15 protein-coding genes are annotated in these 15,266 nt (G+C 46.1%); 7 read left to right on the forward strand and 8 right to left on the reverse strand.

What is annotated here, in order from left to right:
• Window positions 1–595 precede the first annotated feature (595 nt).
• On the reverse strand, window positions 596–1,834 hold the full coding sequence (locus tag LFX17_RS08240; RefSeq protein WP_238729832.1) for a lipoprotein LipL46: 1,239 nt from the start codon (window positions 1,832–1,834) through the stop codon (window positions 596–598).
• Between the two features lie 65 nt (window positions 1,835–1,899).
• Here LFX17_RS08240 and LFX17_RS08245 point away from each other — a divergent pair, with 65 nt between their 5' ends.
• From LFX17_RS08245 to LFX17_RS08270, 6 genes are all read left to right on the forward strand, one after another.
• Window positions 1,900–3,162 carry an exo-beta-N-acetylmuramidase NamZ family protein gene (locus LFX17_RS08245; RefSeq protein ID WP_238746032.1) on the forward strand — a complete coding sequence of 421 codons (1,263 nt, stop codon included), beginning with the start codon at window positions 1,900–1,902 and terminating at the stop codon, window positions 3,160–3,162.
• Window positions 3,131–3,865 carry an LIC_11883 family protein gene (locus LFX17_RS08250; RefSeq protein WP_238746034.1) on the forward strand — a complete coding sequence of 245 codons (735 nt, stop codon included), beginning with the start codon at window positions 3,131–3,133 and terminating at the stop codon, window positions 3,863–3,865. The genes LFX17_RS08245 and LFX17_RS08250 overlap by 32 nt, the downstream gene beginning before the upstream one ends.
• Window positions 3,862–4,713 (forward strand): DUF2797 domain-containing protein, encoded by an 852-nt coding sequence (locus tag LFX17_RS08255; protein ID WP_238746036.1) that lies wholly within the window; start codon window positions 3,862–3,864, stop codon window positions 4,711–4,713. Before LFX17_RS08250 ends, LFX17_RS08255 begins: the two co-directional genes overlap by 4 nt.
• A gap of 253 nt (window positions 4,714–4,966) precedes the next feature.
• Window positions 4,967–5,815, forward strand: a complete 849-nt coding sequence (locus LFX17_RS08260) for a M48 family metalloprotease (protein ID WP_238746038.1) — start codon at window positions 4,967–4,969, stop codon at window positions 5,813–5,815.
• Window positions 5,816–5,883: 68 nt separating this feature from the next.
• Window positions 5,884–7,068 (forward strand): DUF2157 domain-containing protein, encoded by a 1,185-nt coding sequence (locus tag LFX17_RS08265; RefSeq protein ID WP_238746040.1) that lies wholly within the window; start codon window positions 5,884–5,886, stop codon window positions 7,066–7,068.
• Window positions 7,065–7,619, forward strand: coding sequence for a GDYXXLXY domain-containing protein (locus LFX17_RS08270; protein ID WP_238729838.1), 555 nt, complete (start codon window positions 7,065–7,067; stop codon window positions 7,617–7,619). Before LFX17_RS08265 ends, LFX17_RS08270 begins: the two co-directional genes overlap by 4 nt.
• Here the strand turns inward: LFX17_RS08270 and LFX17_RS08275 are convergent.
• The 5 genes from LFX17_RS08275 to LFX17_RS08295 form a co-directional block, all read right to left on the reverse strand.
• Entirely contained in the window at window positions 7,579–8,466 is an 888-nt protein-coding gene (locus tag LFX17_RS08275) for an NAD(P)-dependent oxidoreductase (protein ID WP_255723564.1), read from the reverse strand. The two genes, LFX17_RS08270 and LFX17_RS08275, sit on opposite strands and share 41 nt — an antisense overlap.
• Before the next feature lie 97 nt (window positions 8,467–8,563).
• Entirely contained in the window at window positions 8,564–9,313 is a 750-nt protein-coding gene (mce, locus tag LFX17_RS08280; protein WP_238729839.1) for a mammalian cell entry protein Mce, read from the reverse strand.
• Window positions 9,314–9,344: 31 nt separating this feature from the next.
• Window positions 9,345–10,109: an ABC transporter ATP-binding protein gene (locus LFX17_RS08285; protein WP_238729840.1), complete on the reverse strand. Its 765-nt coding sequence runs from the start codon at window positions 10,107–10,109 to the stop codon at window positions 9,345–9,347.
• Window positions 10,110–10,114: 5 nt separating this feature from the next.
• Entirely contained in the window at window positions 10,115–10,894 is a 780-nt protein-coding gene (locus LFX17_RS08290) for an MlaE family ABC transporter permease (protein WP_238729841.1), read from the reverse strand.
• Window positions 10,891–12,375 carry a hypothetical protein gene (locus LFX17_RS08295; protein ID WP_238746045.1) on the reverse strand — a complete coding sequence of 495 codons (1,485 nt, stop codon included), beginning with the start codon at window positions 12,373–12,375 and terminating at the stop codon, window positions 10,891–10,893. The genes LFX17_RS08290 and LFX17_RS08295 overlap by 4 nt, the downstream gene beginning before the upstream one ends.
• Between LFX17_RS08295 and LFX17_RS08300 the strand changes: the two genes are divergently transcribed.
• Window positions 12,331–13,386, forward strand: coding sequence for a D-alanine--D-alanine ligase (locus tag LFX17_RS08300; protein ID WP_238746051.1), 1,056 nt, complete (start codon window positions 12,331–12,333; stop codon window positions 13,384–13,386). The two genes, LFX17_RS08295 and LFX17_RS08300, sit on opposite strands and share 45 nt — an antisense overlap.
• Before the next feature lie 115 nt (window positions 13,387–13,501).
• On the opposite strand, the gene metW is transcribed toward LFX17_RS08300, so the two are convergent.
• Together metW and metX are read right to left on the reverse strand one after the other, a co-directional pair.
• Window positions 13,502–14,119 carry a methionine biosynthesis protein MetW gene (gene metW, locus LFX17_RS08305; protein ID WP_118965710.1) on the reverse strand — a complete coding sequence of 206 codons (618 nt, stop codon included), beginning with the start codon at window positions 14,117–14,119 and terminating at the stop codon, window positions 13,502–13,504.
• A gap of 18 nt (window positions 14,120–14,137) precedes the next feature.
• Window positions 14,138–15,238, reverse strand: coding sequence for a homoserine O-acetyltransferase MetX (metX, locus tag LFX17_RS08310; RefSeq protein ID WP_238731552.1), 1,101 nt, complete (start codon window positions 15,236–15,238; stop codon window positions 14,138–14,140).
• Window positions 15,239–15,266 lie beyond the last annotated feature (28 nt).

The following is a 15,266-nucleotide window of genomic DNA, read 5'->3' on the forward strand; positions in this document are numbered from 1 at the left end:
GCACATACGTTATACGATTCGACTTCCTGGATCGTAAGGCAGGGTTTTGATTTCAAACAAAGAAGCGATCCAAAAAAAGAATATTCCGGTTCTTGAATGTTCTTTGTTATAGATTGAGGATCGTGTTTTTTGATTCGAATTATAAATCGTATATCAAAACAATTCCGAGAATTGGAGATTTGTTTTTGAGAAGGATCGTTTGGGGAGAATTTGTCCGTTGTTCCGAGGATTTTACTTAATAAGCGGTCGTCTCCGTCCTGATTTTGGACGGAGTGAGGTGTGGTCATAGAGAGCGAGGCGCTTGAGTTTCTCGGTGACGGACCGCTACGGGCAAATTCGGTTCTATCATAAAAATCGAATAGACGCTAGATGAATTCAGAAGCATCCAACTATAGGGGAGCTCCTACATTTTTTTTGCGGGTAGGCCGCGCATCGAATCAATCCAATTTCATTCTATAACTCGGCGGAACGCTCTCAGGACTCCGCAAAATGCTCCCTACGGGTCGCATTTTGGATCGCGTTGAACTCAGCCGTACAAAAAAAATCCCCGAGTCGACCCGGGGATTTTTTTTTATTTTGAAAGGAAGTGTAAAACTTATTTCAAAGGTTTGAATTCTAAGGTAACCACTCCGCGAGTAGCCGATTTTACTTCCAAAGATTTGGTCGCTAAGAAGGAGAATCCTCTATCTTTTTTGTAAACCAATTCTTCTTGGAAAAGAGCGTCTTTACCCGGATAGATTACTTCCCACTCGGAACCGTTCGTATCGGAAGTTCTTACGTTCACTTCTTTCGCAGCCGTAAACTCGGTCAGATCGTCTTTGAACTTAGTCGCTTCGTCCGCGTTCAAACCGGTAAACTTCAGAACGATCGGATTGTTTTCGGTGAGGTTAAACCATTCTTCTTTTAACTGATTGTTCACTTTTTTAGAAACGGAAGTCGCCCATTCGGTGATCGCCTTTTCTCTGGAAACTTTTTGCGTGATGTCCGCGCCGCGTCCATCCGCGTTTCCACTGTCTACGATTTTACCGTCGCCCCAAAGAAGAACCACTTTGTAAGTTCCTGTTGCCGCGGTGTTATAGATGGTTCTTTCGAGAGCCTTTCCGTTTACGGATTCAAGGGGTTGCTGATCTTCGGTTTCCACGGTCGCAAGAACCAGAACTTCCGCTTGCAGAGCTTCCGCGAGAATCTTGATCAGAGGAGAACCTTCCACTTTCTCGGCGTCCACTTGATTCTTACCGACTTTCTTTGCGGTAAGAGCGGGATCGATGATCTTGTTTCCGCTTTTCTTCAGAGCTTTGATGATCTCCGCTTCTCCGAAATTATTCGGACCTGCCGGAATTACGGGAGCTCCTCCCACTTTTCCGAGAACCAAAACCGCGACTCTAGGATTTCCTACGTCCGCGAGAAGGTTGTCTACCGCGGTGGAGATTTTGGATTCTTCCACTTCGCAGCGAACTGTGAGTTTTAACATCGGCTGAGTATCGATTTTGCCTTCAGCCTCGTCGATGATATCGTAGCTCTTAACGAATGCGTCCGTTTTAGAAAGAAGGCTGGAACCTAAACTTTCTCCATCGGAAGCCTTGCTCTTGTTGCTGATTTCTTCGCCGATTACTTTACGAACGGCGTTGATCTTTGCGTCTTTCAGAGCTCTTTGTTTTGCGATCTGCTTGTCTCCGTTATAAATGGGAGCCTCGCCGATTACGGTAACCTTGTTACCTTCTTTTTCATAGAACTCTTTCTTCTTACCACGAGTGGATCCGGAAGAACCGCAGCTGACTGCGAAAGAGATAACTGCTAAGGCCGCGATAAGCCTGGTGGTAGGGAAACGATTCATTTTGTCGTTTTTCTCCTTGAAGAATAGGTTTGGGGGATTTTTGTAAACAAAATAGGAATTCTCGGATGCTCTACACAAAAATAAAGAAAAAATTCTTCCTTTTAGTCATTTTTTTTCTGTTCCTCCCTTCGGTTGCCTGCGCTGAAAAAAGCTTTCGGAAACATATCGCCGATGCGAAGCTGATTCCTTCGGAAAACGAATTTTATAACAACGTTCTTCCGGGACTTTCAGGCAAAAACGTAATTCTCATCACCAATCCATCCGGTATAGGAAGAAGCCCCGAACGGATTATCCGTGAATTTAAAAAACACGACGTAAAGATCAAACATCTGATCGGACTAGAACACGGATTTCTCGGACTGGAAGAGGACTTCAGTAAATCTCCCGTAACCGTGGATGAATTTTTCAATCTTCCGATCTATCATATCTACCGCGTAAAGAATGCGGAACTACCTGCGATTTTGAAAGGAGCGGATGCGATTCTTTTCGACGTGCAGGATATGGGAATGAGATGTTACACCTATCTCACGGTTTTAAAAAGAATCATGGACGGGATTCCAGATCCTGCCGGAACGAGATTGATCGTACTCGATCACGTAAACCCGGCTTTGTATCTCAAGGGAAGAGGGGAGATGATCGACAAACGGTTTCTCAACTTCGCGGGAGAATTTCCCTCTCTCTTTTTCGGAGGTTTGACTCTGGGAGAATCCGCTCTCTTTTACAACGCGGAATATCTGGATAAAAAAGTTCGATTGGAAGTGATCGCACCCAAAAACGCGAAACGTTCCTTCGATTGGGACAAGGAAGGAATTCCTTGGACGACTCCTTCTCCGAATCTTCCCACCGTCGACTCCGCGATCAATTATCTCGGTTTGGTTTTATTGGAAGGAGTCAACGTTTCCGTCGGACGCGGAACGACCGCGCCCTTTGTTTACTTCGGAGCGCCTTGGATGAGCGAACCCGAAAGGCTGGCGGAAGAATTGAATCAGAATTCCGGCGGAGATTATTACTACCAAACCGTATTTTTCAAACCCGTTTTCGGGCCGTATAAAAACGAAATCTGCCGCGGACTTCGACTAACCGTCGTAAATCGAAAATACGATCCGTTGAAAATGGCTTTTAAGTTGATCGCGGGTCTGAAAAATCAATACAAAGAGTTCAAATGGAGATCGTATCCGGACGGAACGCATAACATCGATTTTCTGTGGGGAACGGAATCCTTTCGAAAAGCGGTCGACAGCGGAAAAAGTTACGATCAGTATTCTGAATTCTTAAATTCTGCCGAGAAAGAATACAATGAGAAGATTAAAAAGTATTACCTCTACTAAAAAATCGTACGTGTTTGAGACTTCGACTCGAATTACGCTCGGAGGAATTCTATTCTTATTTTTGAATGTTTCCTTTTTATCCGCGGAAGAAGCGAAGTGGAAGGAATATTCTCTCCGAGAATTGATCGGAAGATTGAAATATTACACATACGCGAAAGTGGCACAGAGTTTGCGGAGGGAATACCCTACCGCTCAGGAACAAGTTTGGGAGAATTCTTCCTGCACTCTTAGTTTACCGGAATTGCCGGGACCGTTTTTCTGCGGACTTTTGAAACAACAAAGCCCTTCTTCTTCCGAAACGTCCGGAAAAAATCCCGCGGCTTCTTCATCTTTATCTTCCGACAAGGTCACTTCTTCTCCGGAGGTTGTATCTCCGAATTCCGATAAACTTGCTTCCGCAACTCTGCCGCCGATTCCTTCTCAGTCGCTTGGAATGCACGGAAATACGAAGGAATATAAGAATATTCAACTATACTCAGGAACCACGATCTCGGGCAGAAATGTGGTTCAAATCGTTTCCGAAGAAAATCCGGGGGAATCACTGAGGGCTTTCTATCTAAACAACGGACAGCTCAGTCACTACGAATTTCAGGATAGAATCCTGATTTTCGATTGGTCCGGTTCCAAGTTGAACGCTATCTTGGAAGTAAAAGTGGATTCGATCTTAAGACCGCTCGGCGGAAGAGAAATCCTATTTCCATGAAACCGATCGTTTCCGGTTTCCTTCGGATGATGGATCATCAAGGAATCGATCCGGTCTCTTATATCTGGGTCACCGCGACTTACGATTCCGATTCTTCCGAAAAACAAGTGGCGCGTATTCAAGAAAATTCTAAACTTCTAAACTATATCGGACAAAAGGTGAAACTCGAGTTCACCGGAAAGATCCGCTGCGTTTCCTGCGGGAGAATCACCAAAAAAAGTTTCAATCAGGGGAACTGTTTCACTTGTTTTCAAACGTTGGCCGAAAACGATCTCTGCATTTTAAGACCGGATACGTGCCACTTTCATCTCGGAACCTGCAGGGAACCCGATTGGGGAGAATCCCACTGTTTTATTTCGCATACCGTGTATCTCGCCAACAGCTCCGCGATCAAGGTCGGAATCACGAAGGAAAATCCTGTTTCCAATCGATGGGTGGATCAAGGCGCGGTTCAGGGAATCCCTCTGGTCGAAGTGACTTCAAGAAGAGACGCGGGAATCATAGAGAAAGAACTTTCCAAGGTTTTATCGGACAGAACGACCTGGCAAAAGATGGTCGCGGGCGATCCGGAACCGATCGATCTCGCGGAACGCAAAAAGGAATTTCTGCAAAAAATCGAGGAACTCGATTTGGATCTGGATTATAAAATTTCTCCGCAGGAAATCCCGACTACGATTCGGTATCCGGTGCAGGCTTATCCGAAAAAGATTCAATCCTTGGCCCCGGAAAAAAATCCGATTATCGAAGACGTTCTTACCGGAATCAAAGGACAATATCTTCTCTTTCAATCCGGTGTGATCAATATCCGCGCGTACGGCGGTTATGAAACCGTTTTGAGCGTCGACTGAATGTAGGAACTGCTACGATTTTTTAGTAGCAGATAACGGACGGTTTGAACGCAAATTGTGGGAACTCCAGCAAATTCTTATAAAACGCGACTCATTCCACATTCACTGAGAAAGTTGTGGGAACTCCTGCAAAAGATCGTAAACCGCGGCTGATTCCGTAGACGAAGTGTGGGAACTCATACAAGAATCCCCGATTTCCGTCGGGAAAATTCTGCTTTGATTTTGATCGAAGATTCGAAAAGAATGTCTTCCTATGAAAAAGATTTTCCCAAAGCTGATTCCGCTTTTTGTCGTCGTTTATTTTTGGGGATGCGGCGCGATCATTGATTCCGTCGTTCCGATCGAATTGGATCTTCAGATCGGAAAATCCTTTTTGGAAAACGCAAAAGACGGAAAGGAAGGAATGCACATTCTCAAAAATGCCGCTCTGGAAAAATACGTAAAATCGGTCGCGGATAGAATTCTCAAATCGGACAAGATCCAATACAAAAAGGAATTTCCGTATAAGATTTCCATTTTGGACGACGACGATACGATCAACGCGGTTTGTACTCCGGGGGGATATATCTTCGTTTATACCGGACTTTTGAAACTGATTCAGGACGAGGCCACGTTAGCCGCCATTCTCGCGCACGAAATCGCACATGCGGAAAAACGGCACTCCGTAAAACAGATCATCAATTCCCTCGGAATTTATTTCACCATCTATATCGGTCTAACGATTTTTCTCGGATCGGACGCGGCCAATCTGATCAACCTAGGCTCAAGAGTAGGCGGAGAAATTCTCACCTTGGCGAATAGCCGTTCCGCCGAAGCGGAAGCAGACGCAATGAGTTTTGAATATTTGAAATCCACGAAATACTACCCCGGCGCTCTCGAATCGTTTTTCATTCTTATCGAAAAAAAGGAAAAGGAAGAAGGGGGAAGCGGTGCGGAAAAACGAATGATTAAATTCTTATCCACACACCCCTTGAACGACGAACGAATCGCCGAAAACAAAAAGCGTTTGGAAAGTATCGGAAATCCGAAAGCGACTTCCGAAAATCTTTATACGGAACGTTATCAGGCCGCGATGAAGCGCGCCTTCGGCGACGCGGATTGATTTAGAATCGATTTCCGTTTAGAAAACTACTTGTAATCGGATTCAACTTTTCTAAAGTTTTGCAATCTATGCGATTGGAACACAAACTCAAACGATGGGTGGAAGCGGGATTGATTCGCTCCGAACAATCGGACGCGATCTTACATTTCGAAGAAACCCGTAAAACACCGTATCTTTACTATTCGTTTATCATTTTAGGGGTGGTGGTCATCGGAATCGGCGTGATCGCCATCATCGCCGCGAACTGGGAAGAAATTCCGGATGTTCTGAAGTTAGGAGCCGGTCTCGGCGTTTTGTCCCTCGTAGCGGGGCTTGCATTTTGGAAACGGGAGAACGGAAATCTCCTAACGGTCTTTCTAGTTTTGAATTCGATCTTGATCCTGGGAATGATCGGTCTCGTTTCGCAGGTTTATCATCGAGGCGGAGAATACTACGAAGCCGCGGCTCTTTGGTGCGTATTGAACGTTCTCTTTTTGATCGCGACGGATTCAAAGACGTTGATTCATCTTTGGACCGTCGGATTTCAGATCTTCATTACGGGATGGATTTTGGATCAACCCGGCTGGGAGATGAATCGCTGGAATCAGTATTTTTATTTTTCCACGGTCGGATTCTTTACGATCTGGACCGCTTCCGAACGATTCTCCTTGGAATCCAGAAAGGCTTCCTTCTTTTTATGGGCGGTTTTATTTTTAGTGATCGGAAGTTCTTATTTCGGTTTCCGAGGAACCCATGATTATACGTTCTACGGAACTCCCGAAGAAAATCCCGCTCATTGGATGGATGCGGTCCGACAATATCCTTGGACGCAAGTTCTGCTTCGTTTGTTCACGATCGTTCCGGGTATATTCTTAATTTTGAATACGGATGCGTTCACGAAATCGCAGAAGAAGTCTTTCGGCTTCAGTCTGATTATTTTCTTTCTTTTATATCTGCCGATTTATCTGCTCTATTCTCATGGAGAATCGGTTTCCGCAAGCGTTTGGAATCGGATCGTTTCCATGATTCCTGCTTTTCTTTTTATCGTATTTTGGCTGGGAATCGCTTCCGGGTTTCGCGCGCACAAACGGATTTTCGATCTCTCCGTTGCGATTATCGGAATTCGATTCCTGTATTTCTACTTCGACCTATTCGGAAGTTTGACTTATACGGGATTCGGTTTGATTCTTTCCGGGCTCTTGATCATCGGATTTACGATCGGATATTTAAAATTGAAAGGAAGAGTGAGAACTTTCTTGGGAGAACAGGAATGAGAACGTTCAAAATTCTTTTGATCCTTGCGTTGGCGACTCCGGTCGCATTCTTTGCATCCGAAATCGTATATTTGGAATTCGTAAAGAAGTCGGGAAAGGAACTGATTCTTCCCGTAAGCGGATATGATCCGCGCGATCTGTTATCCGGACATTATCTGCGTTACAACATCGAATACCAATCGTATTCTCTCTGTCAGGCGGCCGACGGTGGAGAATCGCTTCGTTCCAAGGCAAAGTCGAGCAAGGACGGTGGAACACATTGTGTTTGTTATTCGCATCCCGGAAAGATCGAAGAAGGGGACGGAACCTTTGTGGAAGGCTGTAATCCCGAAACTCTTCAGGATAAAAAGATCTGCAAGCTGTATCTCCGCGGCGAATGCAGATACGGAAGATTTACGATCGGCAACGAACGTTTTTACGTGAATGAAACCAAGGCTCTCGATTACGAAAAACGCCTTCGGGACGAAAGCGTTCACATTCGTTTGAAGGTCGATGGAGACGGAAAGGCGATTACCGATTCTCTGATTTGGGCGGACGGATCTTCGCTGTAACTTCGTTGAGACTGCAGAAGTCGTTTTCTCCGAAACCGGCTTTCATTCCAGATTCGTAGATCTCAGGAAGATTCTTACAAAGAGAAAGGTTCGTATCGGTTTGTTCGGCCAGTTCCATCGCGTGATGAACGTCTTTTCTCATATTCTTTAAAGAGAAATGAGTTTCGTAGTTTCCGGAAAATACGAACGGAAATTTAAATTCTGCGATCCCCGATTTTGCGGCGGATTGCAGAAGGATGTCCTTTAAGATGTCCGGTTCCACTCCCGAGTTTTTGGCGAGTTCGAATCCTTCCATATATACCTGAAAAATGCCCGCTTGGATCATGTTCAGTGCGAGTTTCGCTTTTTGTCCGCTCCCTACCGAACCACAATAAACCGTATTCTTTCCGCAAATAACAAAGAAGAATTGAATGTCGGCGACTTCTTCCCGATTGGCTCCCACCATAAAAAGAATCTGTCCGTCTCTCGCCGCGTTTTTGGAACCGGTCATGGGAGAATCGTAAAATCGAATTCCGCGTCGGGAACATTCTTCCGCGAGTTTGAGGGTGAGGGGAAGAGAAGTGGTTCCGCAATCGAGGATGATCTTGGGTTTTACATCGAGAAGTCCGGACGAGATCGTTTCCCGGATTACCACCTCGTCTTCCGTCAGACAAAGGATCACAAGATCGGCGCCTTTGGCGGCTTCCGAAGGAGAATCAAAAAGAAGAACGTTTTCCGATTTTAGATCGTAGAGTTTGGAAAGATTTCTGGAATAGAGGCGGAGTTTTTGATTTTCCTTGGCGAGGTTGATTGCCATACCTCGTCCCATAATTCCCGTTCCGATGATGGATATTGTGTATTCTTTCATTATAATATACTAAAATACTTTGCGTCGTTTTTAAATTCGATAAATAATCGCCGATCGAAAAAATCAAACCGCACGGTTTTGAAAAGTCCGATTGCGATTAGAATGCGCTGAGCGCAGCCCGGATAAAGCTCGTAACCGGAGTTTGTTCCCTTGTATCCTCGAGACCTTCCCGAAGTTCGCGGAGAACGATCTGTGCGTCCGTCAAAACCGTGTTTACGTTCTTATGAACGTCGTCGTTGTTGATGAGCCTTCCTAAACTTCCGTCTCCCGTGTTTATTTTGGTCGTGATGTCCGCGATGTTCGAGAATGTTTTACGGATATCCCCTCGGTTTTCGGAGATCAACTCCGATAAACTCACGAGAGGATCTTGCAAAACCCTACCTTTCAAAGCGCCTGCCGCTTTGTAATCGATCATCGTTACGGGTGTGGATCTCTTTTTCAAACGTTCTGATTCCGGATCGGTCGTTCCCGGATCGATGGAAATCACGCGTCCGGTCAAAAGGCTTTCATTTTTAATGATGATGTCGTAGTTGTCGTAAAGGAGAATCCTTTCACGAAGAAGCATCGTGATTTCGACTCTGGTTCCGATTCCTGTTTCTCCTTCTTGGACCTCGGCTCCGTTTTCGTCGATCTGAATCAGCCGAATCGAGGAAACGTAACCGAACGGAACACCTTGAACGGTGACCTTGTTTCCAACCTTGATTCCTTCCGCGTTTCGAAACGTGACCTTCATGAATTCACCGCGTTTTTTTACGGGGCCTCCTTCGGTTACGATCGTAAAATATCCGACCACCGCGATGGCTGCGGTAAAAATAACTCCCACGAGAAGATAACGCAACGAACTCATATTCAATTCTCCTTATGTGATCGGTTCGATCCTATTTGGTTTCCAGGATCATCGGACCGGTTGTCTTTCCGTGAATGAATTGCTGGATCAACTCGTTGTCCGAATTTTGGATTTCTTCCGGGGTTCCGGTAAATACGATCTTTCCCTTATAGATAAAACTGATTCGATCCGCGATCTTATACGCGCTCGACATATCATGCGTGACCACGACTTGGGCAGCGCCCGTTTCCTTTTGGATCTTTAGAACGAGTTCGTTGATGACGTTGGACATCACCGGGTCCAGACCGGAAGTGGGTTCGTCATAGAGAATGATTTCCGGATTGGTAGTGATCGCTCTTGCGATTCCCGCTCTTTTTTTCATACCGCCGGAAATGTCGTTCGGGAAGTTATCCTTGGCTATGACCATATCCACCAGTTTTAATTTCTGCATTACGATTTCCTGAATTTTCTCTTCGGATGCGAGTTTGTGTTCGCGTAAGGGAAGCGCAACGTTATCGAAAACGGTCAGCCAGTTGATGAGAGCTCCCGATTGAAAGAGAACGCCCATTCTCGCGCGTAGTTTTTCCTTTGTTTTGGATCCGACTCGGGAAATGCTTTCTCCGAAGATGAAACAATCTCCAGCATCCGGCTCGAGAAGACCGGTGATGTGTTTGAGCGTGACCGACTTTCCGGTTCCCGAAGGACCGAGAATGACGAGAGTCTCTCCCTTTTTTACATGAAGGTCGACTCCGGTGAGAATCTTTCTTTTGCCGAAAGCCTTATGGACGTTTTTGAGTTCGATTGCAAACGTTTCCATGATCGTCATTCTCTATAAAATAAGGCGGTGATCATATAACCGGTAAAGATCACCATTAAGAACGAAGTGACCACCGATTCTCTCGTGGCGCGACCTACGCCGATCGCTCCGCCCGAGGTTCTAAGACCGTGCGAACAGGAAATCGCGGAAACGATGATCCCGAACACGAACCCCTTAAAAATTCCCACATACAGATCCTTCAGACCGGGAATGGAAGCGATTCGATCGAACACGTCTCGAAAATAGGTAAAGTAATCGATTCCCAGCTGGAAATACCCGACGATCGCTCCGCCTAAAATCCCAAGGATGGTTGAATAGACGCATAACACCGGTACCATGATCGAAAAACCGAAAATCCTCGGAAAGATCAGATAACGCACTGGATCGATGGACATGACTTCGAGCGCGTCCACTTCTTCCGAAACCTTCATCGTTCCGATTTCCGCCGCCATCGCCGAACCGATCGACGCCGCGAGAATCAAAGCAGTCATAAACGGGGACATCTCTCGGGTAAGAGTGATCGTCATCAAAAGTCCGATCTGTCCTTCGGCGCCGAAATCCTTAAGTCCGAGTCCGGTGTTCAACGACATGATCATTCCGGTGAAAACGGCTACGATGGAAACTACGGAGATGCTTCCTACGCCGGTGATATACATCTGATCCAGAATTTCTTTCCGTTTAAAAAAACTGTAAGGAAGATTTAGAACACTCTCATATACCAGAAGGATTGTAAAACCGCTCGCGTAAAAAAATTCGGTAAGGCTTTCTTTGATACGTTCACTCATATTTTGATAAACCAGAGGAGCTGAAGATTCCGGTTCGTTTCGATTCTTTCATAACCGATAAGACCGTAAAGGAATTTCCAGGAAGTTTTTTCGGGGGTCAGCGAAAGTTCCAAAACGAAAGGAATGCTCGCGTGGAATTCCGTTTCCGTCCATCTCTGCGTGTAAGCCCGCATCAATACGGATACCCTTTTTTCTCCGTTGGAAAGTTTCTGGTATTCGAAGATCGACCAGAGAGGATCCCAGACTCGGTCCACGATTTCGGACTTGATCGGAAACAAAGAAAGCACGTTCCAAACCATGTTTCCTTCCCGATCCTTTTGATACTTGAAAACGGGCCAGAGTTTTAAGTAACTTTCGTCCCGATCCCACTGAACGTATTTCCGTTTGGAATGAAAGTAAAACGGAATCAAAAAAGTGTCATCGGATTTGATATGGTACGTGTCCGTCTGCAGGTGAAAGTAGAACGGAGTTACGAACGTGGTTTGTTTCGACGCGAATCTGTAGTATCCGTAAAACGGAAAGAAGATCAGTTTTCTGTAGTCTTCGTCCTGATTGCTTCCGTATTGGAATAGGAAGAAGAGGGCGTTGAAATCCTTTTCTCCCGTTCGGCGATCGTAACCGTAACCGATAAACGATCCAAGCAAAGGAACGATCAAAAATCCTCTCGACTTCATGTTTCCGGCTTCGGAATCCTTGAACCCGAACAAAGGAAAGAAGATCTTGTAATGAACGGGTTCCCGTTTGTCGAGAAACGTGCTTCCCCATTGAAAGAAAGGCCACAAGACCGAATAACGTTCGTATTTTCCTCGATGGACTTTTCGAGAATAAAACGGAAAGAATCGGAATTCTTCCCTGGTTTCCGAGGAAGCCGTCAAAAAGATCGGCCATAAAACGGAAGTCGCCTCGTAGTCCTTGTATTTCCAATTCGAGTAGAGCGGAAATAGAACGAAACTCACTTCCGAATATCCGATCTTGTTTCTCAGTTTTCCGGCAAACGGAAAAAAGCCGAAATACTTCTCACGTGCCGTATCCCCCCAACCCCAGAAAAAGAGAGGAGTCAGGACGTCCGAATCCTCTCCCACGTCTTCGTGTAAGGTGGAAGTTCCCGTAAAGAAAAAGAGAAAGGTCCATACCTTCCAATAGTTCGTTTCCTCGCTGTAATAAATCGGATAGAGAACGGTTTGAAATCGATATGCGGATTTTTCTTCCCGGTAACTCGAGTAGAAGGGACGGAAGATGACCTCCGATTCTCCGGCTCTGATTTCTTTTTGATAGAGAAACCAGAATTGATCATACTGGGATTTGAATTCACCCACCGGTTTGGAAGGGTATTCCGAAAAGATGTTTTCAGAGGAGATGAGCAGAATTACGATGCAAAAGATTCTCAACTTCTTTAGGAAGTTTCGACGGAATCCATTCTTTGGGGAGAATTTCTTTTGGCTAAGATCGCAGTCTTTTTTGGTGGCAGTTCTACGGAACACAGTATCTCGATTCGAACCGGTTGTTTTATTTGTAAGACTTTGCATGCGATGGGGCATTCGGTCAAACCCATTCTCTTGACCAAGGACGGAGGCTGGGTGGTTCCTTTAGAATATCGGATGAATCTCCCGTTCGAGTCAGTGAATTCTCCCGATTCTTTTTTGGAGGAGTTTCAAAAAAGGAACGGTGTCTCCAAAACCGATTCGCTTTCTCATCTCGACGCGGACATCGTTTTTCTCGGTCTTCACGGAGGAAAGGGAGAGGACGGAACGATCCAAGGATTTCTGGGAGTTCTCGGAATTCCTTATACCGGTTCGGGCGTGACCGCTTCCGCGATTGCGATGGATAAAACCCGCGCGAATCGGATTTTCCTGCAAACCGGTCAGAAGGTCGCTCCGTTTTTTGAAATCGGCAAATTGGAATATACGATTTCTCCTGACGCCGCGATTTCCAAATTGGAAACCTTGGGTTTTCCGCAATTTCTAAAACCGGTGGAAGGCGGGTCCAGCGTTTCAACGCATAAAATTACGAACAAAGAACAGCTTGCTCAAGAACTCGAACAGATGTTTCAAACCGACTCCAAGGTGATGAGTCAATCCTTTCTCGCGGGAGTGGAAGTTTCCTGCGGAGTTTTGGAAAGATATAGAAACGGATCGTTTTCACGGATAGCGTTACCCGCAACCGAAATCGTTCCCGGCGGAGAATTTTTCGATTTCGAATCCAAATACAAACAAGGCGGTTCTCACGAGATCACGCCCGCCCGAATTCCGGACGAACAAATGAGGAAGGTTCAAGAACTTGCGATTGCCGCCCACGAATCTCTCGGATGCCGAGGTTATTCCCGGACCGACTTTATCATCGTAAACGGCGAACCTCATATTCTCGAAACGAACACGTTGCCCGGCATGACGGAAACGAGTTTGATTCCCCAGCAAGCAAAGGCCGCCGGAATTTCCATGGAAGAAGTTTTTGCCGATCTGATCGAGATCGGACTCAAAAGTTCGCTTCATTGAGTTGCGTTTTTGGACGGCGCCTATTTTAGGGGCCGAGCTTTAGAAACGACGTCTTCTAATTTGAGTCGCTCGTGTTCCGGAATGTGCGTTTTGTAGTTTGTAATATTTTATAAAATTAGGATATTACAAAAAGCGCAAGCTTGGAAAAGAAATTCGGACGAAAGCGGACGCGGGAAAGATCTCTGAAATACGCCTTGTCCTCGATCTTGAACTTTTGAATTTCGCAGAACTCGATAAAATCGAGGACCGAAAGGAAATGGAGGTTCGGCGTATTGAACCAGCGATAGGGAAGAAGGTCGGTTACGGGAGTTTTGCCCGTGGTCAAAATCGTCCAACGAACGTTCCAATGACCGAAGTTCGGAAACGCAACGATGACTTTTTTTCCGATGCGGAGGGATTCTTTTAAGATTTCTCCCGGGTTCCTCGTTTCCTGGATCGTTTGGTTGAGAATGACGTAATCGAACCGTTTGTCCTGATGGTGTTCCAGACCCTCGTCGATGTCGCCGTGATGAACATAAACTCCTCGCTGGATACATTCCACGATGCAGTCCTCGTCCTTTTCGATTCCTTGGCCTCGGATTCCCTTTTCCTTTAAAAGATACAATAACGTTCCGTTCCCGCAACCCAAGTCCAAAACCCTCGAACCGGACGGAATTAGATTGAGAATATAGGCGAAGTCCGGTCTTTCTTTCAAAGCCAGATCGATGGATGTCTTTTTTTCCAAAGGGGTCATAACGTGGATCGTGTTTCTCTAATTCGGGTTTTCCAAAAATCCTTTGAGGATTTCCATTTGTTTCGGATTCTTCAGTAAAAAGGAATCGTGACCTTCTCCGGATTGAAGTTCCAGATAAAACACTCGTTTGTCGGCCGCTTCCAAGGACTTTACGATCTCCCTCGATTGAGCCGGAGGATACAACCAATCCGAACTATAAGATACGATCAAAAATCGGCACGTCGCGGGGGAAAGGGCCGCGGTCAATTCCTTGCCTTTGCCTAAACTGTAATGATCGAGCGCCTTGGTTACGTAGATATAAGAATTCGCGTCAAAGCGATCCACGAAGCTTTCCCCTTGATAGATGAGATAACTTCCCACGGCAAAGTCGGTCGTTAAGATGTTTCCACGCGGAGGGTTTCTGCCGAATTTCTCTCTCATTTTGTCGTCGGAAAGATACGTGATATGACCGACCATTCTTGCGAGGGCCAAACCTTTCCGCGGAGAATTTTCGTCGTAAAGGCCGTTGTTCCAATTCGGATCCGAAAGAATCGCTTGTCTTCCGACTTCGTTGAACGCGATCTGCATCGCCGAATGTTCCGCGGTGGAAGCCATCACGATACAGTTCGAAAGCGCGTCCGGATAGGCGATGCTCCATTCGAGAGCCTGCATTCCGCCCATCGAACCCCCGGCCACACAAAAAAGTTTTTCAATACCGAGAGATTCCACCAGACGTTTCTGCGCGCGCACCATGTCTTGGATGGAAACGAACGGAAAGCGGGAGCCGTACGGGGTTCCTGTTTCCGGATGAATCGAAAGAGGACCGGAGGAACCTTTACAGCCTCCGATCACGTTAGAGCAGATGATAAAGTATTGATTGGTATCGAAGGATTTACCGGGACCGATGTAGTCGTCCCACCAACCCGGTTTCTTCTCCGCTTCGGTATGAAAGCCCGCGGCGTGCGCGTCTCCCGAAAGAGCGTGGCAGATCAGGATCGCGTTGTCTTTGGAAGGGGAAAGAGTGCCGTAGGTTTCGTACGCGATTACGACCGGAGATAAAACGGAACCGTTGTCCAAAGGAAGTTCTTTGAACTCGGCGTATTTGGTTTCAACAATTCCGATCGATCCGGATTCATTCATAGAGTTGCTTGCCACTTTCCTTTCCACC

The sequence above is a fragment of the Leptospira sanjuanensis genome, from assembly GCF_022267375.1.
Taxonomy (GTDB): Bacteria; Spirochaetota; Leptospiria; order Leptospirales; family Leptospiraceae; genus Leptospira; species Leptospira sanjuanensis.

What these genes read in the sequence shown, in the direction of transcription:
- LFX17_RS08240 (WP_238729832.1), bottom strand. Translation starts at nt 1,834, where the DNA reads ATGAATCGTTTCCCTACCACCAGGCTTATCGCGGCCTTAGCAGTTATC.
- LFX17_RS08245 (WP_238746032.1), top strand. Translation starts at nt 1,900, where the DNA reads ATGCTCTACACAAAAATAAAGAAAAAATTCTTCCTTTTAGTCATTTTT.
- LFX17_RS08250 (WP_238746034.1), top strand. Translation starts at nt 3,131, where the DNA reads ATGAGAAGATTAAAAAGTATTACCTCTACTAAAAAATCGTACGTGTTT.
- LFX17_RS08255 (WP_238746036.1), top strand. Translation starts at nt 3,862, where the DNA reads ATGAAACCGATCGTTTCCGGTTTCCTTCGGATGATGGATCATCAAGGA.
- LFX17_RS08260 (WP_238746038.1), top strand. Translation starts at nt 4,967, where the DNA reads ATGAAAAAGATTTTCCCAAAGCTGATTCCGCTTTTTGTCGTCGTTTAT.
- LFX17_RS08265 (WP_238746040.1), top strand. Translation starts at nt 5,884, where the DNA reads ATGCGATTGGAACACAAACTCAAACGATGGGTGGAAGCGGGATTGATT.
- LFX17_RS08270 (WP_238729838.1), top strand. Translation starts at nt 7,065, where the DNA reads ATGAGAACGTTCAAAATTCTTTTGATCCTTGCGTTGGCGACTCCGGTC.
- LFX17_RS08275 (WP_255723564.1), bottom strand. Translation starts at nt 8,466, where the DNA reads ATGAAAGAATACACAATATCCATCATCGGAACGGGAATTATGGGACGA.
- mce (WP_238729839.1), bottom strand. Translation starts at nt 9,313, where the DNA reads ATGAGTTCGTTGCGTTATCTTCTCGTGGGAGTTATTTTTACCGCAGCC.
- LFX17_RS08285 (WP_238729840.1), bottom strand. Translation starts at nt 10,109, where the DNA reads ATGGAAACGTTTGCAATCGAACTCAAAAACGTCCATAAGGCTTTCGGC.
- LFX17_RS08290 (WP_238729841.1), bottom strand. Translation starts at nt 10,894, where the DNA reads ATGAGTGAACGTATCAAAGAAAGCCTTACCGAATTTTTTTACGCGAGC.
- metW (WP_118965710.1), bottom strand. Translation starts at nt 14,119, where the DNA reads ATGACCCCTTTGGAAAAAAAGACATCCATCGATCTGGCTTTGAAAGAA.
- metX (WP_238731552.1), bottom strand. Translation starts at nt 15,238, where the DNA reads ATGAATGAATCCGGATCGATCGGAATTGTTGAAACCAAATACGCCGAG.